At 32.1% G+C, this 26,672-nt stretch carries 31 protein-coding genes; 22 read left to right on the top strand and 9 right to left on the bottom strand.

The genetic code is table 11. The annotated features are described in order from the left end of the window. Window positions 1–3 precede the first annotated feature (3 nt). On the top strand, window positions 4–1,200 hold the full coding sequence (locus ACY3JO_RS08365) for a hypothetical protein (RefSeq protein WP_463084543.1): 1,197 nt from the start codon (window positions 4–6) through the stop codon (window positions 1,198–1,200). A gap of 45 nt (window positions 1,201–1,245) precedes the next feature. Here ACY3JO_RS08365 and ACY3JO_RS08360 read toward each other — a convergent pair whose 3' ends face one another. The 6 genes from ACY3JO_RS08360 to ACY3JO_RS08335 all read right to left on the bottom strand — a co-directional run bounded on the left by ACY3JO_RS08360 (window position 1,246) and on the right by ACY3JO_RS08335 (window position 5,923). Further along, window positions 1,246–1,557 (bottom strand): ArsR/SmtB family transcription factor, encoded by a 312-nt coding sequence (locus tag ACY3JO_RS08360; RefSeq protein WP_463084542.1) that lies wholly within the window; start codon window positions 1,555–1,557, stop codon window positions 1,246–1,248. 104 nt (window positions 1,558–1,661) lie between these two features. Then, window positions 1,662–2,789, bottom strand: a complete 1,128-nt coding sequence (locus ACY3JO_RS08355; protein WP_463084541.1) for a GNAT family N-acetyltransferase — start codon at window positions 2,787–2,789, stop codon at window positions 1,662–1,664. A 17-nt stretch (window positions 2,790–2,806) separates the two neighbouring features. Continuing rightward, a complete protein-coding gene (rsmG, locus tag ACY3JO_RS08350; protein ID WP_463084540.1) occupies window positions 2,807–3,529 on the bottom strand; it encodes a 16S rRNA (guanine(527)-N(7))-methyltransferase RsmG in 723 nt (240 codons plus the stop codon). Window positions 3,530–3,538: 9 nt separating this feature from the next. Then, complete coding sequence (locus ACY3JO_RS08345) at window positions 3,539–4,774, bottom strand: SufB/SufD family protein (RefSeq protein ID WP_463084539.1); 1,236 nt, start codon at window positions 4,772–4,774, stop codon at window positions 3,539–3,541. After that, on the bottom strand, window positions 4,755–5,492 hold the full coding sequence (gene sufC, locus ACY3JO_RS08340; protein ID WP_463084538.1) for a Fe-S cluster assembly ATPase SufC: 738 nt from the start codon (window positions 5,490–5,492) through the stop codon (window positions 4,755–4,757). Before sufC ends, ACY3JO_RS08345 begins: the two co-directional genes overlap by 20 nt. Beyond that, the gene (locus tag ACY3JO_RS08335; protein WP_463084537.1) at window positions 5,489–5,923 is read right to left on the bottom strand and encodes an RrF2 family transcriptional regulator; all 435 of its coding nucleotides are present in this window, start codon (window positions 5,921–5,923) and stop codon (window positions 5,489–5,491) included. Before ACY3JO_RS08335 ends, sufC begins: the two co-directional genes overlap by 4 nt. A gap of 150 nt (window positions 5,924–6,073) precedes the next feature. Here ACY3JO_RS08335 and dnaN point away from each other — a divergent pair, with 150 nt between their 5' ends. From dnaN to ACY3JO_RS08305, 6 genes are read left to right on the top strand one after another with little or no spacing between them, the layout of a single operon-like run. Further along, a complete protein-coding gene (gene dnaN / locus ACY3JO_RS08330; protein ID WP_463084536.1) occupies window positions 6,074–7,180 on the top strand; it encodes a DNA polymerase III subunit beta in 1,107 nt (368 codons plus the stop codon). Continuing rightward, a complete protein-coding gene (gene yaaA, locus ACY3JO_RS08325; RefSeq protein ID WP_463084535.1) occupies window positions 7,177–7,392 on the top strand; it encodes a S4 domain-containing protein YaaA in 216 nt (71 codons plus the stop codon). The genes dnaN and yaaA overlap by 4 nt, the downstream gene beginning before the upstream one ends. Next, on the top strand, window positions 7,392–8,474 hold the full coding sequence (gene recF / locus ACY3JO_RS08320) for a DNA replication/repair protein RecF (RefSeq protein ID WP_463084534.1): 1,083 nt from the start codon (window positions 7,392–7,394) through the stop codon (window positions 8,472–8,474). The genes yaaA and recF overlap by 1 nt, the downstream gene beginning before the upstream one ends. After that, window positions 8,467–8,949, top strand: a complete 483-nt coding sequence (locus tag ACY3JO_RS08315; protein ID WP_463084533.1) for a DciA family protein — start codon at window positions 8,467–8,469, stop codon at window positions 8,947–8,949. Before recF ends, ACY3JO_RS08315 begins: the two co-directional genes overlap by 8 nt. Further along, a complete protein-coding gene (gyrB, locus tag ACY3JO_RS08310; protein WP_463084532.1) occupies window positions 8,927–10,834 on the top strand; it encodes a DNA topoisomerase (ATP-hydrolyzing) subunit B in 1,908 nt (635 codons plus the stop codon). The genes ACY3JO_RS08315 and gyrB overlap by 23 nt, the downstream gene beginning before the upstream one ends. 10 nt (window positions 10,835–10,844) lie before the next feature. Further along, complete coding sequence (locus ACY3JO_RS08305) at window positions 10,845–12,914, top strand: hypothetical protein (protein WP_463084531.1); 2,070 nt, start codon at window positions 10,845–10,847, stop codon at window positions 12,912–12,914. Here the strand turns inward: ACY3JO_RS08305 and ACY3JO_RS08300 are convergent. After that, window positions 12,904–13,035 carry a hypothetical protein gene (locus tag ACY3JO_RS08300; RefSeq protein ID WP_463084530.1) on the bottom strand — a complete coding sequence of 44 codons (132 nt, stop codon included), beginning with the start codon at window positions 13,033–13,035 and terminating at the stop codon, window positions 12,904–12,906. The genes ACY3JO_RS08305 and ACY3JO_RS08300 overlap by 11 nt on opposite strands. A 110-nt stretch (window positions 13,036–13,145) precedes the next feature. Between ACY3JO_RS08300 and larB the strand changes: the two genes are divergently transcribed. From larB to ACY3JO_RS08280, 4 genes are read left to right on the top strand one after another with little or no spacing between them, the layout of a single operon-like run. Next, on the top strand, window positions 13,146–13,901 hold the full coding sequence (gene larB / locus ACY3JO_RS08295) for a nickel pincer cofactor biosynthesis protein LarB (protein WP_463084529.1): 756 nt from the start codon (window positions 13,146–13,148) through the stop codon (window positions 13,899–13,901). Beyond that, a complete protein-coding gene (larC, locus tag ACY3JO_RS08290; RefSeq protein WP_463084528.1) occupies window positions 13,898–15,073 on the top strand; it encodes a nickel pincer cofactor biosynthesis protein LarC in 1,176 nt (391 codons plus the stop codon). The genes larB and larC overlap by 4 nt, the downstream gene beginning before the upstream one ends. Then, window positions 15,070–16,593 carry a glutamine-hydrolyzing GMP synthase gene (gene guaA / locus ACY3JO_RS08285; protein ID WP_463084527.1) on the top strand — a complete coding sequence of 508 codons (1,524 nt, stop codon included), beginning with the start codon at window positions 15,070–15,072 and terminating at the stop codon, window positions 16,591–16,593. Before larC ends, guaA begins: the two co-directional genes overlap by 4 nt. Before the next feature lie 12 nt (window positions 16,594–16,605). After that, the gene (locus ACY3JO_RS08280) at window positions 16,606–17,247 is read left to right on the top strand and encodes a lactate utilization protein (RefSeq protein ID WP_463084526.1); all 642 of its coding nucleotides are present in this window, start codon (window positions 16,606–16,608) and stop codon (window positions 17,245–17,247) included. Here the strand turns inward: ACY3JO_RS08280 and ACY3JO_RS08275 are convergent. Continuing rightward, the gene (locus tag ACY3JO_RS08275; protein WP_463084525.1) at window positions 17,244–17,918 is read right to left on the bottom strand and encodes a DUF554 domain-containing protein; all 675 of its coding nucleotides are present in this window, start codon (window positions 17,916–17,918) and stop codon (window positions 17,244–17,246) included. The genes ACY3JO_RS08280 and ACY3JO_RS08275 overlap by 4 nt on opposite strands. Before the next feature lie 11 nt (window positions 17,919–17,929). Beyond that, window positions 17,930–18,238: an ArsR/SmtB family transcription factor gene (locus ACY3JO_RS08270; protein ID WP_463084524.1), complete on the bottom strand. Its 309-nt coding sequence runs from the start codon at window positions 18,236–18,238 to the stop codon at window positions 17,930–17,932. A 117-nt stretch (window positions 18,239–18,355) separates the two neighbouring features. On the opposite strand from ACY3JO_RS08270, the gene uidA reads away from it, so the two are divergent. The 11 genes from uidA (at window position 18,356) to ACY3JO_RS08215 (ending at window position 26,661) form a co-directional block, all read left to right on the top strand. Then, window positions 18,356–20,101 carry a beta-glucuronidase gene (uidA, locus tag ACY3JO_RS08265; RefSeq protein WP_463084523.1) on the top strand — a complete coding sequence of 582 codons (1,746 nt, stop codon included), beginning with the start codon at window positions 18,356–18,358 and terminating at the stop codon, window positions 20,099–20,101. A gap of 79 nt (window positions 20,102–20,180) precedes the next feature. Then, entirely contained in the window at window positions 20,181–21,491 is a 1,311-nt protein-coding gene (gene ffh, locus ACY3JO_RS08260; protein ID WP_463084522.1) for a signal recognition particle protein, read from the top strand. Window positions 21,492–21,519: 28 nt separating this feature from the next. Further along, the gene (gene rpsP, locus ACY3JO_RS08255) at window positions 21,520–21,801 is read left to right on the top strand and encodes a 30S ribosomal protein S16 (protein WP_463084521.1); all 282 of its coding nucleotides are present in this window, start codon (window positions 21,520–21,522) and stop codon (window positions 21,799–21,801) included. Window positions 21,802–21,816: 15 nt separating this feature from the next. Next, window positions 21,817–22,047, top strand: coding sequence for a KH domain-containing protein (locus ACY3JO_RS08250; protein ID WP_463084520.1), 231 nt, complete (start codon window positions 21,817–21,819; stop codon window positions 22,045–22,047). 3 nt (window positions 22,048–22,050) lie between these two features. Then, a complete protein-coding gene (gene rimM, locus ACY3JO_RS08245; RefSeq protein ID WP_463084519.1) occupies window positions 22,051–22,560 on the top strand; it encodes a ribosome maturation factor RimM in 510 nt (169 codons plus the stop codon). A 2-nt stretch (window positions 22,561–22,562) separates the two neighbouring features. Then, window positions 22,563–23,327 (top strand): tRNA (guanosine(37)-N1)-methyltransferase TrmD, encoded by a 765-nt coding sequence (gene trmD / locus ACY3JO_RS08240; protein ID WP_463084518.1) that lies wholly within the window; start codon window positions 22,563–22,565, stop codon window positions 23,325–23,327. Beyond that, a complete protein-coding gene (gene rplS / locus ACY3JO_RS08235; RefSeq protein WP_463084517.1) occupies window positions 23,302–23,658 on the top strand; it encodes a 50S ribosomal protein L19 in 357 nt (118 codons plus the stop codon). Before trmD ends, rplS begins: the two co-directional genes overlap by 26 nt. Then, on the top strand, window positions 23,648–24,211 hold the full coding sequence (lepB, locus tag ACY3JO_RS08230) for a signal peptidase I (RefSeq protein ID WP_463084516.1): 564 nt from the start codon (window positions 23,648–23,650) through the stop codon (window positions 24,209–24,211). The genes rplS and lepB overlap by 11 nt, the downstream gene beginning before the upstream one ends. Then, complete coding sequence (locus ACY3JO_RS08225; RefSeq protein ID WP_463084515.1) at window positions 24,178–24,789, top strand: ribonuclease HII; 612 nt, start codon at window positions 24,178–24,180, stop codon at window positions 24,787–24,789. Before lepB ends, ACY3JO_RS08225 begins: the two co-directional genes overlap by 34 nt. Further along, the gene (locus ACY3JO_RS08220) at window positions 24,786–25,157 is read left to right on the top strand and encodes a YraN family protein (protein ID WP_463084514.1); all 372 of its coding nucleotides are present in this window, start codon (window positions 24,786–24,788) and stop codon (window positions 25,155–25,157) included. Before ACY3JO_RS08225 ends, ACY3JO_RS08220 begins: the two co-directional genes overlap by 4 nt. After that, window positions 25,141–26,661 (top strand): YifB family Mg chelatase-like AAA ATPase, encoded by a 1,521-nt coding sequence (locus ACY3JO_RS08215; protein ID WP_463084513.1) that lies wholly within the window; start codon window positions 25,141–25,143, stop codon window positions 26,659–26,661. The genes ACY3JO_RS08220 and ACY3JO_RS08215 overlap by 17 nt, the downstream gene beginning before the upstream one ends. The last annotated feature ends 11 nt before the right edge of the window (window positions 26,662–26,672 follow it).

Below are 26,672 nucleotides of genomic sequence, written 5' to 3'. Positions count from 1 at the left end.
AACATGAAAAATAAGTTAATTTTAAGCTCCTTTTTATTTTTAATCTTTCTTTTTACAGTATCTTACGGGGTTACTACAAGTTATGGCTTTAAGGATTTACTTTATGATCCAAGGGCTATGGGTGTGGCAGGTGCTATGACAGCTCTTGCTGACTCCCCAACATCTGCCATATATAATCCAGCTCTTATAGGTGAATATTCAAAGCTAACTCTTAAAGCAGGTCTTGGATTAGCACCTATTTCTAATGTACAATCTTTTATAGATCTTTACAACACATTAAATAGTAATACAGAGCCTCCAGATGGTGATATTAATACCTATCTTTCTCTTGCAGGATATCTACATCTTGGTATAAGTAAAATAGGAATCACAATATTTGGAGATAGTGATATAAACTTTTATTTCCACAAATATACCTCAGATGATCCTTCTGAAGATCTAAAAGCTGATGTAAATATTACTGTAACTGGTATTCCAAATCTTAATGGTGCCTTAACCATTGCTATACCTGCTTTAGATTTATTAGGCTTGAAATTAAATCTAGGTACTAATATAAGGTTAAACAATACTTTATATTATTCTTACAATGAAAGCATACATGTGACTCAAAGTGGAGTATCGTATGCTGAAATTTCAAATGAGCCCAATGATAATGATATTCATAAAAAAGAATATAATTCAAGAGATGAAAAATATATTTCTCTTGACCTTGGTGCCTATATGAGATTTTCACCCTTTTTAGCAGTAGGTATCATGGCAAAGGATGCATATAGTATACCTCTTGAAGGAAAAGAAATTTATGGATATGGAGATGGGTATTACGATAGTAATGGCAATTATCACGAATACACATCATATTCTGAAACTACTAATCCTATTGAGGTAACCCTTCCATCCATGTCTCTTAAGGCGGGTGTATTTGTAAAAGTACCAGTTCTTAGCACAAGAATTGTGGTTGGAGCAGATCTTGATAGTAATCTTTCTCCCACATTATATAGGATTGGGATTGAACAGCCTGTATTGCTGTTTGCTGTATTGAGGGGAGGAGCAATTTTAGATACTCAATTTAATCCACAACTTTACACAGCTGGCTTTGGTGTGAATTTGCTTCTTCTTCAAGCAGATTTAGGTTTTGCTTTTGATCCTCAAGATCTTACAAAGCCACAAGCCTTTAGTATATCTGGGGCTTTCAAGTTCTAAGAGAGGAATTTTTTAAGAGGGGAGAGAGATTCTCCCCTCTTTTTTTTAGCTTTTTACTCCACGAAATCTGAGTTTATAAACTAAATTTAAAAGTTCCAATACTGAATCATCAGCTAAGGAATAATAAACAAATTGACCTACACGTCTTTTTTTTAAAAGGCCTAAATTGTAAAGATCTTTAAGATTTTGTGATGTATTGGCAAAGGATGCATTTATGATTTTTGCTATTTCTCCTGCACTTTTTTCTCCATCTCTTAACGCACATAAGATATGGATTCTTACATAACTTGATAAAGATTTAAATACATCTGCTAAGGCTTCACATTCTTCTATAGTAAGATTCTTTTTATCTTCCATTTCTATTACTCCCTTTCTTAAATTTTATAAGTTCTATATAAGTATAAGAAAAATCTTTTTTATGTCAATATTCTCATAAAAAAGTTTTTCCTTTTCACCTCCTTTTAATGTATTTTCTTTTTAAATATTACAAACTTTTTATATAAAACCCCACCAACCCCTTCTGCCTCTCTGCACATTTTGGTGTTATTAGCATTTATGGTAGATCCTTCTGCAAAAACATATCTTTTTTTCCTCGCATGTCTAAGGAGCTCAATAAACAGAGCTGCAGGAACACCTTTTGATTGGTACTCAGGAATTACAAAAAGTAAGAATACTCTTGCCCTGTTTATTTTATTTTTATACATGAGGAATTTTAACCACCCAATTGGAAAAAGTTGACCATTAAGCTTCTTTAATATTTGATTATAATCTGGCATAGCAACAGCAAAACCAACTGGATTTTCATTAGAAAATGCTAATTGTACAAATTCTGATGGAATAAATTTTACTAAATCTTTTGCTAGATTCAACATTTCTTCTTCAGTAGGAGGTATAAGATAATCATATTCTAAGGGTATAAGCGATCTTTCTAATATCTTTTGTAAAGTTTTTGCTTCTTCAGGAATCTTTGAATAATCTGCAGGTCTTGTGTAAAAATTATATTTTTTCTTAGCATATTCAATTACTTTTATATGGTCATCTAAGGGCAACTTTTTTAAATCATATTTGTAAGCTACAAATGTATGTTCTCTTTCAAAACCGTAGCTTTCAAAAAAATCGACATAATATGGAGGATTATAAGTTGTGTATATTACTGGGGGATCTTCAAAATTTTCAACTAACATTCCTCTATAATCGTCTCCATTTGTAGGAGATACAGGACCAACCATATCTTCCATTTTTCTTTCTTTTAACCATTCTTCTGCTTTATTTAATAGAGAAAAGGCTACTTCTTTATCATTTATACATTCAAAAAGGGTAACATAACCCTCCTTTTTATTTCTCCACTTATTCATTTTTTCATCGATACCTACCGCAATTCTTCCAACTATTTCCCCAGATTTATATGCATTAAAAAAGGTATGAGGTCCACTTTGAAATAACAAACTTCCGGGTCCTTCCATAATTCTTTTCATCTCAGAGATTAAAGGTGGTACCCAAAGAGGATCATTCTTATATAGTTTAGAAGGAAACATTATAAATTCTTTTTTATCCTTTTTGCTTTTTACCTCTTTAATTTCAATAGACATTTTTGTTCCTCCCTTTTCTAAAGTAATGGTTTTTTTTCAGGGATTCCAGGCTTTCGTGGAAATTTATCGGGAGTTGAAGAGATTTTTCTAATAATCAATAGCTTTCGAGAAATGGTGGAATCTATAGAAATTGAGATTTCCTTTTCCAGGTTTCCACCAAGGATTGATATTACATTCTTAGCCATATACCATTCATTTATATTTTTTTCAGTAGCTTGACTGAGAAATAATCCAGAGATTTTTACAAAGGGTAAAGCATATTCCAAAACAATATTGGGTTTTGCTACTCCTCTTGCTAATGCTAAATCATAAGTTTCTCTGTATTGAGGATTTTTTCCTAATTTTTCTGCTCGGTCCCATATAATTTCAACTTTATCAAGATTTAATATCTTAATAAGTTCTTCTAAAAAAGAAACTTTCTTTTTTTGGGATTCGAGAAGGGTGATATTAAGGGTAGGGATAATAATTTTGATTGGAATACCGGGAAATCCTGCCCCAGTTCCTATATCAATAACCCTTTTTATTTTTTCATCTTTTATTGGTATAATACATGTAAGGGAATCTACAAAATGTTTTAAGATAATCTCTTCCTCCCCCTCAAGAGATGTTAAGTTTATCTTTCTATTCCAATCTTTTAACACTTTATAGTACAGAAAAAACTTCTCCTCTTGAGAGGGGGAAAGCTCAATATCTATATTCTTTACCTTTTCTCTAAGGATTTCTTTAAAATTTTCTTCCATTTAAACATATTATAACCCAGCTTTTTCTAATTGGGCTACAGCGTAATTAATTTGTTCTTTGGCTACCTTTGGGAGTCCCGGTATTTCTAAACTTAAAAATCCCCTTGTTATAGTTGATATGGCCTCATCTTTATCAAAACCTCTTGTTGTAAGATATTCTATTTCTTCTTCATTAATTGGACCTATGGCTGCTTCATGAGACAATTCACTTTCTGGATGTTGAGCGTCTAAGATAGGCACAGCTACTATTTGAGAGGACTTACTAAGTAATATTCCTCTACAATCTAAGAATCCTTTTGTCCCTTTTGCCTTTCCAGTAATTTCACTTCTACTATATATCTTGGATGAGTCATTTGCTATGATTCTTGAGACAATTTCTCCCTTGGCATCTTCCTCTTCAAAAACCAATCTTCCTCCAAGATCTATGTAGGAATCTTTTCTCCCATAGATGATACTATAAAGACGAGCAATGGCTCCTTTTCTCACATATACAGTTGGGTAGCTTTGGATTGATTTAACAGGTTTTAAGGTTACGTAATTATTTATAAAGATACCTCCCTCTTCAACTAATACAGCAGTTCTTGGTCTTACGTGAAATTCTTCTGACCAGTTATGTATCATTGTAAAGTAAAGTTTTCCACCTTTTTTTACATAAAATTCTGAGATACCTATATGGATTCCTGGTTGATCCTTAAGATGTGTAAGACAACCAGTAGTAACAAATACTTCTGCACCTTCTTCTACTATAATTATGTTATGGACATTTTGACTTATATTCCCTTCCTTTATATACAGACATGATTGAACAGGATGTTCTACTCTTTGACCTTTAAGTACTCTGATAAAGTAGCCTCCTGTAGGTTTTATTTCTGCCCAAGCAGTATACTTATCAGTATCTGGTTGAACTAATCTACTATAATAATTTTCCAACCAATCATATTTCTCAAGGGCTTCTTGAATAGACATTATTTCAAGTTTTCCTTTATATATTTCTTGTAATTTCTCATAAACCACACTATGGTTAATTTGAAAGTAGGTACCTGCCCTATCATTTTCTGATGGGGTTATGCCAGAATATAAGATGTTCTCTTTTATTTCATCCGGTAGTTTTTCCAGATCATCTATTGGAGTTTCTTCTATTGTTCTCATATATGATTCTAAATCTATATCTGGTCCTAAAATAGCAGGCTTATCTTTAGCTTTGAAAGCTTTTTCTCTAATCTCTTTAAGATAAGTTTTGAGCATAGACCAACCTCCTTACATAATTATATCCTCTTTCTTCAATTTGATGGATTATTTCTAAACCATCTTTATACACAAATTTACCATCTAATAAGACAATTACAGAATCAGGCGCTACATAATCTAAGATCTTTAGATTATGCGTTACTATCAGTAAATTACTTTCTTTAGCTATTTTTCTTAGAGCTTCACCAATAAGCTTTAAGGAATCTATATCTACTCCAGAATCAGGCTCATCTAATAAGGCTAGTTTTGGCTTTGCCAGGAGTAATTGAAGTATTTCACTTTTTTTCCTTTCTCCTCCTGAGAATCCATAATTAATTTCTCTTTCCAAAAAACTCTCATCTAAATCTAAGGATTTTAGATAGTTATAAATCTCAACTGGTAACTCTTTTTTGGGATCTATATTTAAGATTTTCTTTAGTATATCCCTTAATCTTACTCCTCTTACACTTGGTGGAAGTTGATAGGCAAGGAAAATTCCTTTCTTAAATCTTTGATCAGGAGTTAAATCGGTAATATCTTCTCCATAAAAGTAAATCTTTCCTGATAACTTATACTTATGAAGACCCATAATGGCACCGAGAAGAGTTGATTTACCAGTACCATTAGGTCCTAAGAGAACATGTACACCTTCTTCTAAGGAAAAATTTAATCCCTCTAGAATTGTTTCCTCTTTAATTTCTACTCTTAAATTCTCTACTCTTAATATTTCTGTCATAATAAAATATTTGCCTCCTTTCTTATATTTCCTGTAATTAAATCTTGTAAAGTGATCTCATTGAATAAATCTAAGATTTTAATCTCTACAAACTCCCAAACATTTTTTGTGATACAGAGATTTTGTTTCTCACATAAGTTGGATCCACGTATGCACTCAATAATTTGAATTGGTCCTTCCAAGGCTTCTAATATTTCTCTTAACGTTATTTCTCTGGGATGTCTTGTTAACGAATATCCTCCTGTTATACCTTTATAACTTTCTACTAAATTTGCTTTTCTTAAATCTAACATCAACTGGGCTAAAAATTCTTTTGAGATTTTTTCGCTGTTTGCTATCTCAGATAAAGAAAGTCTTCCAATATTGTAATTTTGGCCAAGGAGAATCATAGCTCTTAACCCATATTCAATTTTTGCTGATACTTTAAACATCCTTTCTCCTCTCCATAAATGTTTAGTAATTCACTCAACATATACATTTTAAGTCGGAATTATAATTTTGTCAAATGTAACTTTTTATTTTTTATGCCTCAAGGTATAATTGTCTTATATAGAATAATTCATGAAAAGGAGGAAGGAAGGATGAAATTTATAACTCAAAGAGAAGATTTATATCAATCTTTACAGTTTGTTAAAAGTGCTGTAGCCACAAAAACCACTGTTCCTATATTGACTTATGTTTATATGAAGGCTGAAAATGATACGTTATATCTTCAAGGAAATAATCTTGAAATAGGTCTTGCTCTAAGTATGCCTGTAATAGTTGAGGAGCCTGGAGAAGTATGTCTTCCAGCTAGTATTTTTATTGAAGTTGTGGGAAAACTTCCCGATGTAACCTTAGAAATACAGGTAAATGAGAGAAATAGGGCAATAATTCATGCGGGATATTCAGATATAGAGATACAGGGTGAAAGTACCGAAGAATTTCCGAAAGTAGAAATAGGCGATATAGAAAATAAATATAATATATCCTTAGATAGAATAGAGCTTGGAAGAGCTATTAAAGAAACTATTTTTGCTGCAGCTGAAGATGAGATTAAACAGGTCCTTACAGGTGTTCTTTTTGAGGGGAGAGACGGAAAGCTTAATGTGGTAGCAGTAGATGGGCACAGATTAGCATTAAAAGCATTATACATAGATAATAATTTCCCACCTACTATAATTCCAGCTAAAAGTTTAAAAGAATGGCATAAGATTCTAACAAAAGCTAAGGATGATAGGGTAGACATGAGAAGCCTTGATAGTCAAGTGGTTTTTAATTGTGGGGAGATATATTTTATTTCCAGACTGCTACAAGGGCAATTTCCTGCTTATGATAAAATAATTCCAACTGATTTTACATCATCCTTTAAGGCAAATAGAAAAGATTTTCTTGACCTTTTAGAAAGAATGGCGGTTTTTGCCGAAATTGATCAGACTAATACTGTGAAAATTACTATTAATTCCAATGAGGTAGTTGTATCTACTTTACCTTCTGAAAGAGGGTTTGCTAAAGAAGTACTTCCTGCAGAGATTGATATAAATGGAAGTTTGGAGATTGGTTTTAATGTGGAATATCTGATGGATCCATTAGATAATATGAGTGTAGATGAGATTATAATGAAATTTACAACTGATTTAGGACCAGCATTGATAACTTCTCCAGAAGAGGAAAATTATATGTATATATTAATGCCAGTAAGATTATGAAGGAGATAAAAATTTACACAGATACTATCACCTTAGGTCAATTTTTGAAGTGGGCTAAGGTTGTGGATACAGGTGGACAGGCTAAAAATCTAATCCTTTCTGGTGTGGTAAAGGTAAATGGTGAGATAGAACTTCATAGAGGAAGAAAGCTTAAGAAAGGGGATGTGGTAGAAATAGGAGGAGAAAAATATTTATTAATAGGGGATGATTAGTGTTTTTAGAGGATTTGAGGGTAGTAAATTTTAGAAATCTTAAAAATGTACAATTAAAATTTTTCGATAAAAACATATTTTGTGGGGAGAATGCTCAGGGAAAGACTAATCTCTTGGAGAGTATTTATTTTCTTTTTACGGGAAAATCCTTTAGAACACCATATGAAAAGGAATTAATAAATTGGAATGAGGAAAGCTTTTATATAAAGGGTAATGTATTATGGCAAAATCAAAAATTGATTTTAGAAACAGCCTTATCTAAAGTAGATAAAAAAATTAAGATAAACCAAAAATTATTAAAGAAGCAAAAAGATATGATATTTCTATTTCCTGCAGTTGTTTTTTCTCAAGAAGAGATTGAAAGTTTCAAAAAAGGCCCATCTGAAAGAAGATATATTTTGGATAGATTTATTTCTACTCTTTCTTACAAATATCATAAATTACTTTCTGAGTATTATAAGGTTTTATATCAGAGAAATCTTACGTTAAAAAGTAATGGTAATGTAGATATATGGAACAGTTTCTTAGTAAAAAGTGGAACTTATATACTGATAGAAAGATTGAAGATAATTAATAAATTAAGACAACTTATCCATAATATTTCTCTTGAGTTTTTGGGAAGAGACTTTTTGGAAATAGAATACTACTCAAGTGTTAATTTAGAGAATATGGATGAAGAAAATTTAATGAAAAATTTTGAACTAAAGCTAAAGGAATCATTTGATGATGAGAATAAAAAAGGTTACACATTAGTGGGACCTCACAGGGATGATCTTAGATTTTACATAAAGAAAGATTCTCTTAGATATGATATGAGAAAATATGCGTCTGCTGGTGAGAGAAAACTTGCCTTTATAATCTTTAAATTAGCTACTGTAAAGCTTCTTTCCGAGTTCAGAAGAGAAAAGCCAATTCTTATTATAGATGATCTTTTTGGAGATTTAGATGAAGAAAAACAGAAACTTGTTTGGAATGGTATAAGTATATTTCAGATTTTTATGAGTTTGCCAATGAGAATGGGTTTTTTAAAGGATTATCCACATTTTTTAGTGAAAAACGGAGAAGTATTCTATAATGAGTGATTCTTTATATTCAAAGCTTTGGGAAGTCTTCATAAGACTCAATTTAGAAAAGAAATTATGTGAATATTTAGCCATGGAGAAATGGGAAGAAGTGGTAGGTGAGACCTTATCATCTCATACTAGACCAGCATATGTGAAAAATGGGATTCTCTATGTATATGTAGATAGCAGTGTATGGGTACAAGAACTTATGCTTTTTAAGAACAAATTAATAGAAAAAATAAATAATAAACTTGTTATTCCAAATATTATAAAAGATATCGTCTTTATTGATAAAGGTAGGAATTTTAAAGCAAAGAGAAAAACTAATATTAGTCAAAAACCTATACTTTCTTTGCGTGAAGAAGAAAGAATTGCTAAAATAGTTGAGGAAGTAAAAGATGATGAGTTAAGAGAAATTCTTAGAAATTATTATAGAAACTTAGCCATTATGCAAAAAGGAGGTATAAAAGATGACCGTAACAAAAAAGGATAAATACACTGCAGACAGTATTCAAATATTGGAAGGTACAGAGGCAGTAAGGAAAAGACCAGGTATGTATATAGGAGATGTGGGAGTAAGAGGGCTTCACCATCTTGTTTTTGAATTAGTAGATAACAGTATTGATGAAGTTATGGCAGGATATTGTGATTATATATATGTAGAATTGCGTAAAGATGGTGGGGTTGTAGTGTTGGATAATGGAAGAGGTATTCCAGTAGACTTACATCCTCAAGCAAAAAAACCTGCTTTAGAGATTGTTTTAACTACACTTCATGCAGGGGGTAAGTTCTCTAATTCTATTTATAAGATAAGTGGTGGACTACATGGCGTTGGACTTTCTGTTGTTAATGCTCTTTCAAGGAGATTAGAAGTAGAGGTAATGAGAGATGGTAAATTATATTATCAGGCTTATGAGAAAGGAAAACCTGTTACCCTTTTGATAGAAAAAGGTAGCACTGATAAAACAGGAACAAAGATACTTTTTTATCCAGATCCTGAGATTTTTGAGACTACGAAATTTGATTATGAAATTATTGCAAATAGATTGAGAGAGTTAGCCTTTCTAAATCCTAGTGTTACTATCGAATTAAAAGATGAAAACACCAGTAAGGGTAACGTATATAAATATGAGGGCGGCTTAATACAATTTATGGAATATCTCTCAAAGGGTAAAGAAGTATTACATGAACCCTTTTATTTTAAGAGAGAAGAGGAGAATCTAGTTATAGAAGTGGTTCTCCAATACAATACTGGATATGACGAATTATTATTGTCTTACGTGAACAATATACATACTATTGAGGGTGGAACTCATGTAACAGGATTTCGTTCAGCTCTGACAAAAGTAGTAAACAGTTTTGCTAGAATTTGGGGACTTTGGAAGGAGGCTGAATCATTATCTGGTGAAGATGTAAGGGAAGGATTAACTGCTATTATAAGTACGAAGGTTCCTAATCCTCAATTTGAAGGGCAAACTAAGACAAAACTTGGTAATTCAGAGGTTAAAAAATTTGTAGAAAAGGTTGTAGAAGAAGAGTTAACAGAGTACTTTAATAAAAGCCCGGATATTGGAAAATTAATAATTGGTAAGATTATTGAGGCTTATAGGGCAAGACAGGCAGCAAGGAAGGCAAAAGAGCTTGTTAGAAGAAAGAGTCTACTTGAGTCTACCTTACTCCCTGGAAAATTAGCAGATTGTTCTGAAAAAGATCCTACGAAGTGTGAACTCTTTATAGTTGAGGGAGAATCAGCAGGAGGTTCTGCAAAACAAGCAAGAGATAGAAGATATCAGGCTATTTTGCCTCTAAGAGGTAAAATACTAAATGTGGAGAAAGCTCAGCATCTTACCAAAATTCTGTCTAGTGAAGAGATAAAGACTATAATTGCATCCTTAGGAACAGGTATAGGTCAAGATTTCGATTTATCTAAACTTAGATATCATAAAATTATTATTATGACCGATGCTGATGTGGATGGGGCTCATATAAGAACTCTTCTACTTACATTCTTTTATAGGCATTTTAGGCCTCTGATTGAGGGAGGATATGTTTATATAGCTCAACCACCATTATACCTTTTAAGAAAAGGTAAAGAAGAAAGATATGCTTATTCCGAAGAGGAAAAGGAGGAGATTTTGAAGGAATGGGGTTATCCAGATAATGTATATCTACAGAGATACAAAGGTTTGGGAGAAATGGACCCAGATCAATTAAGAGAAACCACTATGGATCCTCAAAAAAGAATTCTTTTGCAGGTTACCATAGAGGACGCATTAGAAGCAGAAAGACTTTTTTCTATCCTAATGGGAAATAATGTAGAAGAGAGAAGAAATTTCATAGAGCAGAAAGCAAAATTTGTGAGAAATTTAGACATATAGGGATTTAAGCATGGAAGAGGGTTATAGAGAAATAATAAGAGAAGATGAAAATTTCTATACTCTTAGGATTAACTGTACATCAGATTTGTCTGAAAAGCTTATTGATTTAGGAATAAAGTGGGTTTATAAGGGTGATCAAAATTTATTATGGGATGCTCTTATTACTGATTTAGTAATTTATAATAGTTTAAGAGAGAAATTACCTTTTGTTCCTTTTATACATGATGAGAAACTTGGTACAGGGGATTATAGACTGATTCCTTTTTATAAAGATCCAGGGAGATATACTCTTACTGAGGATTATGCAGGAAAATTGACGGGAGCGGTATATATAAATCAAGATATATCTTATGGCCTTTTATATGGGGTTACAATTGAGCCTTCTGACTATAATGATTTAAATTTTAAACTATTGTGGTTAGCAAAGGATTGGGGAAGATTTAGGGATATAATAAAGCGAGATGACAATTTTTCAAAGAGCTTGGCTGACTTTTGTTTTTCTTTAGACTATGAAAATTATTCTGTTTTTACAGGATCTGGAATAATGGCAAATAAAGAGACATTAACTTCATATTTCCAAAGGAATCCTAAAGCAGAAATATATTATTTGTTTTCAAAATCCTTAGGATGGTATGGAATTGTACCTCGTTATCCTGAGGAAATAAGTCTTTCAAGTATATATTTTGATGATGAGCTATTAAGATATTTGAAAACTATTTTTATCTTAGGATTAAGAGGAACTTTAAAACAAGTAAAAAATAAGGAAGAAAGGAAAGGAATTTTAAAGAGAGCAAGAAAAATATATAACTGGGCCAAAGAGATCTTAGAAGAGAAAAACGTAACGATAGCTGATTTTCAAATAAGGCTTGCTGAAAAGATAATTAAGGATATATCAGAAGATTATAATTTTAATTTTCAGAGAACATCAGATATACTTAAAATTGCATCATATGAAGATTTAGAAAATAAAAGCTTCTATTATTTCTTTGATTTATTATTGAAACATCCTATTATATTTTCTAACGCCTACAATTTAGCTCTTAATAAGGCAAGGTTACCTTTGAAAAGAGTAGTAATGAAAGAAAATACTTTACAACTGCCATATTTTTTAGAGATCTTTAATTTCCAGGGTGATAGGAAGGTTTTAATAAGATGTAATTTAGAAACAATTAATAATGACAAGCCTTATATTAAGTTATCTTCTCCTCATTGTAAATCTTTTGTTCTGGTGTCTAAAGAAAATCTTGATAGTGCAGAAACTTTTCTCAAAACTTTATATGATTGTGGTAAGTTTCCTTATGGATTTGCTCTTATTGGTAAGGCAGGTCCATTTATGGCTGAAATGAGAAGACATCCTAGAGTATTAGCGGTTCCTGAAGAAGGATCAAAATATGCTCCAATGGTAGATTATTTTTTAGGAGAATTGAATTCTTATCTAAAAAATATTCCTGATAGTCATCTTATTAGGGTAAGACTTAATCTTTTAGATAATTTAGATAAAATGGATTTAGATATACAAGTTCCCAAATTTATCGAGATATATTTAGGCAAGAAAGTTATTAATTCTAAAGAATTTTCTAAGATTTGGAGAAATAAAGTTGAACAAGTTTCAAAATTTTTAGAGCTTATAAAAGGTTTAGAATTAGGAGAGTATTTTCATCTTGCCAATTTTATATTATATGAGAAAGGGTATTCGGTTGATTTAGGGAGAAGTATTAAATTAGTTAAAAAGTTAGAGTCCAAAGGATATGATGGAATATTTAAAAATTTCACATTTCCTGAAAGTTTCTTATTGATGCTCTACAATCTTTTAAATGAACGAAAAGAAGTTATTAAAAGAATAAAAGAAAAAAGGTTGGAGGCTCCTCGTGAGCTTTTTGAGTTAAGAGATTTTATTGAGTATAAAATCCTATTTCTTTTTGGTGTTCTTATAAGGAGCCTCCTAATTTTTAAGAAATCATTACATTACCTTAACTATAGGCCTTATTCAATTATCTTATATCTAATTTCCCCAGAATTTATTAAACATTTGATAAGAAATTCAGAAATATATTTAGAAAGAGTAGAATTTAAGACTTAGCTACAAATTGAGGACAACAGTTTTCAGCTTTTACAGGTATACCAAAGCAAGTGCCACGGGATGGATCATTAGGATTGGGTTGGTAGAATTTACAATTTTTGCATTTACGATCCTCTGCCATACTCAACACCCCCATCCTTTTTTATTAATATTATTTTATCACCAAACCCTTTTAAAAAAGAAGAAATTAATGTATAAATATTAAAAAAATTCTTATTAAGGAGACGGTGAATGAAAGAGAAAGTTAGAGAAATATTATACAAGGTAAAGAGAGGAGAATTATCTATTGAGGATGCTATTGATAGGTTAAAAATTCTACCTTACGAAGATGTACAGTTTGCTAAAATCGATCACTTAAGGGCTCTTATTAGAGGATTTCCTGAGGTTGTATTTGCAGAAAGAAAGACTCCTGAGCAAGTAATGGAAATAATGGAAAGATTAGTAAAAGTGAATAATAGAGTTATCGCTACAAGGGCAAGTAAAGAAATTTTTGATAAGGTAAAGAGCAAGATTGAAGATGCTATTTATTTTGAAAAAGCAAGAATGGTTGCAGTATTGAGGGAAGAAATAGAGATGAAAGGAAAAGTTATTGTTTCTTGTGCAGGAACTGCTGATCTTCCTGTAGCTGAGGAAGCAGCAGTAACATGTGAGATAATGGGAAGTAATGTTGAGAGAATCTATGATGTAGGGGTAGCTGGAATTCATAGATTATTTGATAGATTGGCTGAATTTCATAAAGCAAATGTTATTGTTGTAGTGGCAGGAATGGAAGGAGCACTCCCTTCTTTGGTAGGAGGATTAGTAGCAAGACCTATAATAGCTGTACCTACCAGTGTAGGATATGGTGCTAATTTTAATGGTCTTTCAGCTTTGCTTACTATGTTAAACAGTTGTGTTCCTGGAATAGCGGTGGTTAATATTGATAACGGATTTGGTGCAGGATATTTAGCAAATATGATAAATTTGATGGTGGAGGAGAAAAAATGAAGATATTATATTTTGATTGTTTTTCAGGAATAAGTGGAGATATGATTTTAGGAGCCCTTTTGGATTTGGGATTAGATGAAGAATTATGGAAAAGTGAGCTTAAAAAGATTCCTATTGAAGGTTATGAAATTGAAGTAACAAAGAAGAAAAAAGGAGCAATTTATGGTACAGATGTAAATATAAGGATAAAAGATACTAAAGCCTATAGACATCTTCAGGATTTAATTGATATTGTGGAAAAAAGTAATCTATCTTCGGATATCAAAGAGAAAGCCAAAAAAATTTTCTATAAAATTGCTGAGGCAGAATCAAGAATTCATAATGAATCCATAGAAAAATTACATTTTCACGAGGTAGGAGCTTTAGACACTATTATAGATGTTTTAGGATCTTTGATTGCTATAGAAATTTTAAATGTGGATGAAATTTATTCTTCTTCTCTTCCCTTAGGTGGGGGTTTTGTTGATACAGATCATGGAAAAATTCCTGTTCCTGCCCCTGCAACCTTGGAGATCCTTAAAGGTGTTCCTGTTTATACTGATGGGAGAGAAGGAGAATTAGTGACACCAACAGGAGCTGCTATTATAACTACTATTGCAAAATCTTTTGATAATATGCCTGAGATAAAAATTGAGAAAATAGGATACGGATGCGGAAAAAAGAATTTTCAGTTTCCTAATCTTCTTAGAGTAGTTTTAGGAGAAAAGGACGAAAATATGGTATTGGATGAGAAAAATGTAGTTTTGGAGACCAATATTGATGATATGAATCCACAGATTTATGGATATTTAACTGAAAAGTTGTTTAATGAAGGAGCTCTTGATGTTTTCTTAACTCCTGTATATATGAAAAAGGGTAGGCCTGGAGTTCTACTTACAGTCATAGCAAATCCTATATATGAAGGAAAATTATTTGAAATTATTTTTAGAGAGACAACCACTTTAGGAATAAGAAAATATTATGTAGATAAGAGATTTATGATAAGGGAGATTAAAGAGATAGTTACACCTTGGGGTAAAGTTAGAGTTAAATTTTCTAAATATGGAGATATTGAAAAAACATATCCTGAGTATGAGGATTGCCGAAAAATCGCCGAAAAAGAGGGTATACCATTGAGAGTTATTATTTCAGAGATTGAAAAAATTTTAGAAAGGGAGTTTGGTAATCTATGATAGGTGTTATAGATTTTGGCTCTCAATATACTCAGCTTATAGCCCGTAGATTTAGAGAAATGGGAGTATATTCAGAGATCTTTCCACCAACAGTGAAATTTTCAGAACTAAAAAACAAAGATGTAGAAGGTATAGTACTTTCAGGAGGACCTAACAGTGTATACGATTTTAACTTAAATTTTGATATGGATATTTTTTCTGGAAAGATTCCTGTATTTGGTATATGTTTTGGCTTTCAATTAATGGCTCAAATTCTTGGTGGGAAGGTAGAAAAAGGTGAAAAAGGTGAGTTTGGTTTAAATAAAATAAGAATTGTTAAAAACTCATTATTATTTAAAGGGTTAGCTGAAGAGGAAAAGGTATGGATGAGTCATTATGATGTGGTGAAAGAATTACCACCTTCTTTTGAGGTTTTGGCTTATTCTGAAAATAATTATATTGCTGCAGCTCAGTCCCAAACAAATCCTCTATTTGCGGTGCAGTTTCATCCAGAAGTTACCCATACAGAAAATGGGAAAAAGGTATTGGAGAATTTTGCTTTTGAAATTTGCAAGGCTAAGAAAAATTGGGATTTAGGAAGGTTTGTTGAAGAAAAGATCAAGGAGATAAAAGAGAGAGTAGGAGAAGATAGGGTTTTGCTTGCTGTCAGTGGAGGAGTAGATTCTTCAACTTTGGCGGTATTATTACAGAAAGCTATAGGAGATAAGTTAACTGCTATTTTTGTGGATCATGGTTTATTGAGGAAAGGTGAAAAAGAAGAGGTAAGTAATGCGTTGATATCCTTAGGAGTGAATTTGGTAGTCGTTAATGCGGAAGATAGATTTTTAAATAGATTAAAAAGAGTGACAGATCCTGAAGAGAAGAGAAAAATTATTGGACATGAGTTTATAGAGGTCTTTCTTGAGGAAGCAAAGAAGAGAGGTCCTTTTAAATATCTGGCTCAGGGAACTCTATATCCTGATGTTATAGAAAGTGCTGCTTCATCTACAGGTATGGCTGCTAAGATAAAGACACATCATAATGTGGGGGGTCTTCCTGAAAATTTAAAATTTGAATTAATAGAACCCTTTAGATATCTTTTTAAAGATGAGGTACGAAAAATTGCTGAGATTTTAAATATTCCTGATTTTATTATTAAGCGACAACCATTTCCCGGCCCAGGGCTTGCTGTAAGAATCTTAGGAGAGGTAACAAAGGATAAATTAGAGATTCTTAGAATGGCTGAAAATATATTACAGGAAGAGTTACAAAAGTGGAGCGAATATGAAAAAATTTGGCAATCATTTGCTGTACTTCTACCTATTAGAACAGTAGGAGTTAAAGGAGATTTTAGATCTTATGAGTATGTTGTAGCTTTAAGGATTGTAGAGAGTGAAGATGGGATGACAGCTAATTTTGTAGAAGTACCTTATGATATACTTGGTAAGATATCAAGAAGAATTACTAATGAGGTGAAAGGTATTAATAGGGTGGTTTATGATTTAACGGACAAACCACCAGCAACTATAGAATGGGAGTAAGGAGGTTTATTTATGGGAGATCTTAAGGGATGGTTAGAAGAGAAACAACTTAAAAGAACAGCAAATCTTTTAAAAGAAAGGGGTTTTGAAGTTTTTTTAGTAAATGATAGACATGAAGCAAGAGATTTAGTTCTTAAAATGATACCTGAAAATGCTAAAGTAGGAGTAGGTGGGAGTGTGACTATTAGAGAAATAGGGGTTATTGAAGAGTTAGAGAGAAGAGGTAACAGGGTTATTCATCATTGGAAGGAAGGATTATCTCCTGAGGAGGATTTAGAAATAAGAAGACAAGAGTTGTTATCTGATATTTTCCTTTCCAGTGTTAATGCTTTGACTTTTTCAGGGGAGATTGTAAATATGGAGGCAATTGGAAATAGGATAGCAGCACAAATTTTTGGTCCTAAAAAAGTAATTGTAGTAGTAGGTAAAAATAAGTTAGTTATTAATCTGGAAACCGCTATATGGAGAATTAAGAACGTAGTAACACCCCTTAATGCAAAAAGATTAAAACTTGAACTTCCTTGTGCAGAAGAGGGGTATTGCATTGATTGTAATCATCCTAAAAAAATATGTAGAATTACTACTATTATCGAAGCTCCTCCAGCTAAAACACCTTTTTCAATTGTAGTAGTAAATGAAGAATTGGGATTTTAAGGAAAAATATGTATAAAAATTGGAATAAGAAATAGGGCAGGTAATAAATTAGCAACTTTAATTTGCTTAATATTTAACAGATTTAATGCAATACCTAATATTAATACTCCACCTACTGCTGTCATCTCTTGTACTATTATGTCTGTGAAAAATGTACTGATAAATTTTGCGAATAAAGTGATACTCCCTTGGACTACTAATACAGATATGGCTGAAAATATAACACCTAAACCTAAGGCTGAAGCTAAAGCTATGGAAGCAGTACCATCCAATAGAGACTTAGTATAGAGAATTTGAGGAGATTGTCCTAATCCATCTTGTAATGATCCCATTATGGTCATGGGTCCTATACAATATAGGAGTGTTGCAGTAAGAAATCCCTTGGCAAATGTATTTTTCTCTTTTGCAAACCTTCTTTCTATCATATTTGAAAATTTTTCTAAACCCTCATGAATTCCTATTAATTCACCTATTATACCTCCTATTACTGTACTAAAAACCAATGCTAAAAATTTTTCTCCTTTAATAGCCATCTCCATACCTAAAGGTAAGCATATTAATCCTAATGCATCCATAAGTAACTTCTGTAAACTTGAGGGAATTTTTTCCTTAAAAATTGTTCCTATGGTTCCTCCAATTATTACAGCAATAGCATTGAATATTGTTCCCATCTTTTTCCTCCTTATTTTGCTATTTTTTCTGATAACTCTTTTACTTTCGTTATAATATCCTGGATTTCTGGATGAGCTATATAGTAATATACAGACTTACCATCTCTCTTTATCTTTAATATTTTGATCCTTTTTAATAAAGTAAGATGTTGAGAAAGATTAGGTTGTCTTAAATCTAAAATCTTAAGTAGTTCAGAAACAGTATTAGGTTCTTTAGAAAGCAGAAGTAATAATTTGATTCTTATAGGATGAGCTAATATTTTTAGAAGGTCGCTCATATTTTGTAAGGTTTCATAAGAATAAATTTCTTTGTTTTCCATATTTTATACCCTCCTTTCTTGAAAAATGTTAATGATATTTTAACATAAAAAACTTAAAACTTTTAAATTTTTGGTATAATTTTAAAATAAATTTTAATATTTATGGAGGGAGATTTAATGCTTTATCCTATAGAAACGGAGACAAGAGAAGTAAAGGACCTTTCAGGGATTTGGGATTTTAAGCGTGATGGGGAAGATAGTTTTATTCTCATGCCTGTTCCTGCAAGTTACAATGATATAACTCAAGATATAACTCTTAGAGATTATGTTGGGAAGGTTTGGTATAGAAAGAGGACTTTTATACCGATTAGTTGGAAAGAAAAAAGAGTCTTCCTAAGAATAGGATCTGCAGCCCATTTTTCAGAAGTGTATGTAAATAATGTAAAAGTTATGGAGCACAAAGGTGGATTTTTGCCTTTTGAGGGTGAAATTTCATCTCTACTAAAATATGGAGGAGAAAATGAGATACTAATATCTGTTGATAATACTTTAAGCTGGGATATTCTTCCACCTGGAGAGTTGAAAATAATAAATGATGAGATGCATCCAAAAGAATATAAAGTATTGGAATACTATTTTGATTTCTTTAATTATTCGGGGATTCACAGACCTGTTTTGTTATATACAACCCCGATGACTTATATAAAAGATATAAAGGTAGAAACAGATATTAAAGGAAAGGACGGATTGGTAGAATACAAAGTAAGTTTAGAGGGAGAAATAGGTAATATCATAGTAAATTTAAGGGATGAAAATGGAAATTTAGTAGCTTCATCTAATTCTTTTAATGGTATGTTAGAGGTTAAAAATGCTAATTTATGGGAACCAGGAAATCCTCATTTATATACACTTGAAGTGAAAATTTTTTTAGATAAGAAACTTATAGATTGCTATAGATTAGATATAGGAATAAGAACTATAAGGATTGATGGCAAAAGATTTCTAATTAATAATAAACCTTTTTATTTTAAGGGTTTCGGTAAACATGAGGATTCTGATATAAGAGGAAAAGGGTTAGACCACGTAATAAATATAAAAGATTTCAATTTATTGAAATGGATAGGTGCTAATTCTTTTAGAACATCACATTATCCCTATAGCGACGAAGTGCTTTTTTTAGCTGATAAATATGGTATAGCGGTTATCGAGGAAGCACCTGCAGTTGGTATGAATTTATGGAATCCAGAGAATAAGGTTTTTAGGAAAGGGCGAGTTGATGAAAGGACTTTAGAACACCATCTGCAAGTCATGAAAGAAATGATAGATAGGGATAAAAATCATCCTTCTGTTGTTATGTGGAGTGTGGCAAACGAAGCTGCAACTTTTGAGGAAGAATCTGAGGAGTATTTTAAAAAGATTATAGAGGAGACAAAAAAGCTTGATCCAACAAGACCGGTAACAATTGTGGAAAGTACTTCTTATAAAGATACAAAAGTAAGTAAATATGTGGATGTTATTTGTGTTAATCGCTATTATTCCTGGTATACTGATTCTGGAAATTTAGATATTATAGAATATCAATTAGAAAAAGAATTGAAAGATTGGTATGATAAATTTGGAAAACCTATTATACTTTCAGAATTTGGTGCAGATACTATTACTGGATTTCATAGTGATCCACCTTTAATGTTTACTGAAGAATACCAATGGGAGATGTTAAGGCGCTTTATGGAAACCTTAGATAGATTAGACTTTGTAATAGGTGAGCATATTTGGAATTTTGCTGATTTTATGACAAAACAAGAAGTAAGAAGGGTTCTTGGTAATAGAAAAGGAGTATTTACTAGGCAGAGACAACCTAAAATGGCAGCTCATTTCGTGAAAGAAAGATGGAAAAAGATTCCAGATTTTTGGGAAAAATAGAGATTATTGACAATAAGTTCTATATTGTCTATAGTATGCTAAGTGTGAGAATTTAAATTTATGGAGAAGAAAGATAAAAATGTTTGAAAATTTAACAGGTAGATTGCAGGATATTTTTAGAAGACTGAGAGGAAAAGGAAGGCTCTCAGAGAAAGATATTGAAGAGGCTCTAAGAGAGATAAGACAAGCTCTCTTAGAGGCGGATGCTCATTACAAAGTAGTGAAAGAGCTTCTTAATAATGTGAAGGCTAAGGCATTACAGGAAGAAGTTTTTAGAAGTGTTACACCTGCTGAGCAAATTATCAAAATTCTTTATTATGAATTAATAAACATTCTTGGAGGGGATAGGGCTAATATTAATCTTGGGGTTAGAAAGCCAGGAGTTATTTTCTTAGTAGGACTTCAAGGATCTGGTAAGACTACTACAGCTGCAAAGCTTGCATATAGGCTTTTACAGGAACGAAGAAGAGTGGTACTTGTAGGTGCAGATACTTTTAGACCAGCAGCTGGAAAACAACTACAGGTTTTAGGGGAAAAAATAAAGGTACCGGTTTGTTTAGATGGTAAAACCCCACAAGAAATAATTGAAGGAGCGATAAAATTTTCAAAAGAAAGATTAGCAGATGTCATGATTGTAGATACTACTGGTAGGCTACATATTGATGAGGAGATGATGAAAGAATTAGAGGATTTAAATAAAAGCTTTGAACCCTCAGAGATTCTCTTAGTAGTAGATGGGATGACAGGGCAGGATGCTGTAAATATAGCAGAAAAATTTAATGAACTTTTACCAATTACAGGTGTGATTCTTACTAAATTAGATGGTGATGCTAGAGGTGGTGCAGCTTTATCTATAAAAGCTGTAACAGGTAAACCTATAAAGTTTATTGGAGTAGGAGAAAAGATTGAAGATTTAGAATATTTCTATCCTGATAGATTTGCGTCAAGAATCCTTGGAATGGGTGATCTCACATCCTTAGTTGAGCGTATAGAAAAGAATATTGAAATGGAAAAAATGGCAAAATTAGAAGAAAAGCTTAAAAAGTCAAAATTTGATCTTGAAGATTTCTATATTCAACTTAAAGAACTTAAAAAAGTAGGATCATTTGATCAGATTTTAGATATGTTACCTTATGTACCAAAGGATAAAATTAAACCAGAAGTAGGAGAAAAGGAAATTAAAAAATTTCTTGCTATAATAGAATCGATGACTCCAGAGGAGAGAAGAAATCCTTCCATAATAAATGGAAGTAGAAGATTAAGAATTGCCAAAGGTAGTGGTACTACAGTACAAGATGTAAATAGATTATTAAAGCAGTATTTTCAAACCTTAGATTTGATAAAACAATTAAATAAAAGTAAAAAATCTTTCTTTCCATTTTTAAGATAAAATAAATCTAACAAGGAGGTGAAGAATTTTGGTAAAGATTCGTTTAACAAGGATTGGAGCAAAAAATAGTCCAGCATATCGAATAGTGGCTATGGATAGTAGAGAACCAAGAGATGGTAAACATTTAGAGATCTTAGGATATTATGATCCTAAGACTGATCCAGCCACTATACAGTTAAAAGAAGAAAGAATATTATATTGGCTAAGTCAAGGTGCCCAACCTACCGATACTGTTCTTAGTTTGCTCAAGGAGTATGGTGTTTGGGATAAGTTCCTTGCCTTAAAGAGAACTGTTAAAAGTTCTGCATAAAGGGGGCTTTTGTTAATGAAAGAGTTATTAGAGTATATTGTTAAAGCTATTGTTCAGAAACCTGAAGAGGTTGAGGTTAGAGAAGTAGAAGGAACTAAGTCAGTAATACTTGAAGTAAAAGTAGCCCCAGAGGATAGAGGTAGAGTTATTGGAAAGCAGGGACAAACTGTTAAAGCTTTACAGACGATAATAAGAGTAGCGGGTATTAAAAAGGGTAAAAAGGTGGTAATAGAAGTACTACAATGAGGGATGGCTTCTCGTTTGGTAAGAATAGCTAAGATAGGAGAGCCTTTTGGAATAAAAGGTGGATTAAAAATATGGCCCTTCTACGATTATCTTTTAGATTTAAAGAAGGGACAAAGAATATATTTGTCTTGGAGAGATACCCTTATTGTAAAGAAGGAACTATCATTGGAATATATAAGAAAACATAATAAAGGGTTTGTTGTTTATTTTACTGAAATAACAAATAGAACAGATGCAGAAAAACTAAAAGGAAACTGGCTTCTGTTAGAAGAAGAAGATTTACCGGTTCTTCCAGAAGGTTATTTTTATTCTTACCAAATAATGGGGCTTCCTGTATATGAATTGGAAGGAAAATATTTGGGAACTGTAAGGGAGATTTTAGAAACAGGAAGCAATGATGTTTTTGTGGTGGAGGGAGAAGAAGAGATTTGTATTCCTGCTATTAAGGATGTAGTAATAAAAGTAGATCTAAATGAAGGAAAAATTATTATTAAAAAAATGCAAGAGTATTAGTTATGATAAAGATCGATATTATTACCATATTTCCAGAGATGTTTAAAGGCCCTTTTAATGTAAGCATAATAAAAAGAGCCAAAGAAAAAGGGTTGGTGGATATTTATATCCATAATTTAAGGGATTATACTACTGATAAGCATAGATCAGTTGATGATTATCCTTATGGTGGTGGACCTGGAATGGTAATGAAACTAGAGCCTATATTTAGAGCTGTGAGAGCCTTAAAGAAAGAGGATTCAGAAGTAATACTTCTTTCGCCATCAGGAGATCTTTTTAATCAAAAATTGGCAGAAGAATTTGCACAGAAAAGTCATCTAATAATCATATGTGGAAGATATGAGGGAATAGATGAAAGAGTAAGAACTATAATAACTAGGGAAGTTTCTATAGGAGACTATGTTTTAAGTGGTGGAGAAATTCCTGCCATGGTTATAGTTGATGCAGTAGTAAGGCTTATTCCTGGGGCTATAGGAGATCCTAATTCTTTAAGAGAAGAATCATTTCAATGGGGAATTTTGGAGTATCCTCATTATACTCATCCCAGAGACTTTGAAGGCTTAAAAGTACCAGAAGTATTGTTATCTGGGGATCATGAAAAGATTAGGAAATGGAGAAGAAAAGAAGCCTTAAGAAGAACATTACTTAGAAGGCCTGATTTACTTCAGAAAACAAAACTTTCTGAAGAAGATATTTCATTTTTAGAAGAAATTAAAAGAGAACTAAGAGAGGAGGTAAAAAATGGATCTTGTAATTCAGAATCTTGAAAAAGAGTTTATGAAAAAGGATTTACCACAAATATGGCCTGGTGATACTGTTAGGGTTCATTATCGTATTGTGGAAGGAGATAAAGAAAGAATTCAGGTGTATGAAGGGGTTGTTATTGCTAAAAAGCATGGTGGTATTAGAGAAACTATTACTGTAAGAAAGGTTGTACAAGGAATAGGTGTGGAAAGAATTTTTCCAATTCATTCACCTTTTGTGGAAAAGATTGAAGTAGTAAAGAGAGGAAAGGTTAGAAGAGCTAAGCTTTATTACTTAAGACAAAGAAAAGGTAAGAGTGCCAAGATTGCTGAGAGGGTAGAAAATGAAGGATAAATTACTGGAATTTTGGAATCTTATACTTAGTAAGAGACAAGAATTGAAGAAGCATGAATGGTACGATCTTCTTGAAACTATTATATTTGCTTTTATATTAGCCTTTTTAATAAAGACATTTATATTGCAGATATCTTACATCCCTACTGGTTCTATGATACCTACTTTAAATGAAAAGGAAGCAGTTTTGGTTATAAGAATCCCTTATTATTTTAGAGAGCCAAGAAGGGGAGAGGTTATAGTTTTTAAATATCCCCAAGATCCTACTAAGGAGTATGTAAAAAGGTTAATAGCTCTTCCTGGGGATACTATAGAAATAAAAAATGGAATAGTATATGTGAATGGTAGAGCTTTAGATGAACCTTATGTAAAAAATAAAAGTAGTGATAATTATGGACCAATACAAGTACCAAAGGAAAGTTATTTTGTATTAGGAGATAACAGGCCTGTAAGTGTGGATAGTAGATATTGGGGATTTGTACCTAAGAAAAATTTAGTAGGAAAAGCGGTATTACTTTTATGGCCACCCCAAAGAATAGGGTTGGTAAAATAGGAGACATAGAGAGAAGGCTTTGGAATTATTTCAAATATATAGCGGGAGTAGATGAGGCAGGTAGGGGAGCCTTAGCAGGTCCTGTATATGCTGGAGCTGTAATCTTGCCTCCTTTTTCTAATATTACTGTTAAAGATTCCAAAATGTTGAAGCCGGAAGAAAGAGAGATCCTTTTTGAAAAGATTAAAGAAGAGGCTATTTGTTGGAGTTACGGTTTTGCTAATGTGGAAGAGATAGAAAGGTTTGGCATTTTGAAAGCTACTCTTCTTGCAATGAAAAGAGCTATAGACAGCCTTAGGGTAAAGCCTGAGTATATCCTAGTAGATGGTAATATTAGTATTCCAGATTTATATATACCACAAGAAACGGTGATTAGAGGAGATAGGTATTGTTTGAATGTGGCTTCTGCTTCAATTGTTGCTAAGGTCTTGAGAGATAGATATATGAGGACACTTGATGAAAAATATCCCGATTATGGATTTGGGAAACATAAAGGTTATGCAACTAAGGAACATAGAGAAAAGATAAGATCGTTAGGAGTGCTTGATATCCACAGAAGGAGATTTAGACTTTTGTGAGTAATCAATATATTGGAAAATTAGGAGAAGATTTTGCTGTAAATCTTTTAGAAAAGGAAGGATATTCTATATTATATAGAAATTTAAAAATGTCTTTAGGAGAGATAGATATTGTGGCTGAAAGAAATGGAATTTTAGTTTTTGTAGAGGTTAAAACAAGAAGATCAAATAAATATGGTTTACCTATTGAAGCAGTAAGTTTGAAAAAACAAGAGAAGATAAGGATGATAGCTGAAGCTTTTATGGTAAAATTTAAGAATAGATTTAAGAAAATGAAAGGTGTAAGGTTTGATGTTATAAGTATTTATATTTCTCCTTTAGGGAAAGTAGATAAATGGGAGCATATAACAAATGCTTTCTATGGTTAAATCTGCTACTTTATGGGGATTGAAATGTTATGATGTTGAAATTGAGGTAGATATTACTTCTGGAGTTCCAAGCTTTAATATAGTAGGATTGGCTGAGCAAGAGGTGCAAGAATCTAAGGAGAGGGTAAGATCTGCATTAAAAAATTCTGGTTTTGAATTTCCTTTAAAAAGAGTGACTATAAATTTAGCCCCTGCGGATTTGAAAAAAGATACACCTTTATTTGATTTACCAATTGCTATAGGGATCCTTTCTACATTTATGAATTTTCACTTTGATAATGAAAAGACTGCTTTCTTAGGTGAACTTGCTTTTGATGGAAGGATAAGAAAAGGAAAAGGGATTTTGTCTATTGTATATGGTTTAAAAAATAATGGATACAATAAAGTTTTTGTACCAAAGGAAAATGAATTTGAATGTAGTCTAATAGATGGGATTGAAATTTATCCTGTTTCTCATCTTTCCCAAATTGTGAGATTTCTTTTAGGGGAAATAAATTTACCTCCTGTTAAATTTCAATATCCTGAATATAATCCAGTTTATGAAGAAGATTTTTCTTTTATAAAAGGGCATTATTTCCCTAAAAGAGCATTAGAAGTAGCAGCATCTGGTGGACATAATGTTCTTTTAGTAGGTCCACCAGGTACAGGTAAGACTCTTTTAGCAAGGGCCTTCTCTTCCATTTTTCCCCCATTGACTTATGAAGAGGCTTTTGAAGTTACTCAAATATATAGTGCTGCAGGTTTATTAGTAGAAGATTCTTTAATACGAAAACGGCCTTTTAGGAATCCTCATCATACTATATCTCATGCTGGCCTTTTAGGGGGAGGGGTCTCTCCTCAAATCGGGGAAATTACTCTTGCCCATAAAGGAATCTTATTTTTAGATGAACTACCAGAATTTAGAAGAGATGTTTTGGAGGGATTAAGACAGCCATTAGAAGAGGGGAAGATTGTGATTTCAAGATCTAAGTATACTGTTACATATCCAGCTCAATTTGTTTTAGTGGCTGGTATGAATCCTTGTAAATGTGGATATTTTGGTGATAAAGAGAAAGAATGTACTTGTACTCCTTATGATGTAAAAAAATATTGGAGTAAGGTATCAGGTCCACTTTTAGACAGAATTGATATAAGGGTTTATATGAATAGAGTGGAGAAAGAAAAGATCTTTAATGATAATCTTGAGGAATCATCAGAAAGGATTAGAGAAAGAGTAAAAAAAGCAAGAGAGATTCAATATGAAAGATATAAATCCGAGAAAATATATTTAAATTCCCAATTGACTCCAAAACTTATCAAAAAATATGTTAACCTAAATCCAAGAATTAGGGATTTATTATTAAATACAGCTGAAAGAATGAAATTATCTATGAGATCTATTGATAGAATTATAAAGGTTTCAAGATCTATAGCAGATTTAGAAAGTAGTGAAGAGATTAAAGAAAGTCATTTGATGGAGGCTCTAACCTTTCGAGGTTTAGAGGATTTTGTTTCTAATCTTTAAAATTAATGAAA

Source organism: Dictyoglomus sp. LHC4, from assembly GCF_055181355.1.
Note: the sequence above shows the minus strand (reverse complement) of the source record. Positions and strands in the feature narration are given on the sequence as shown.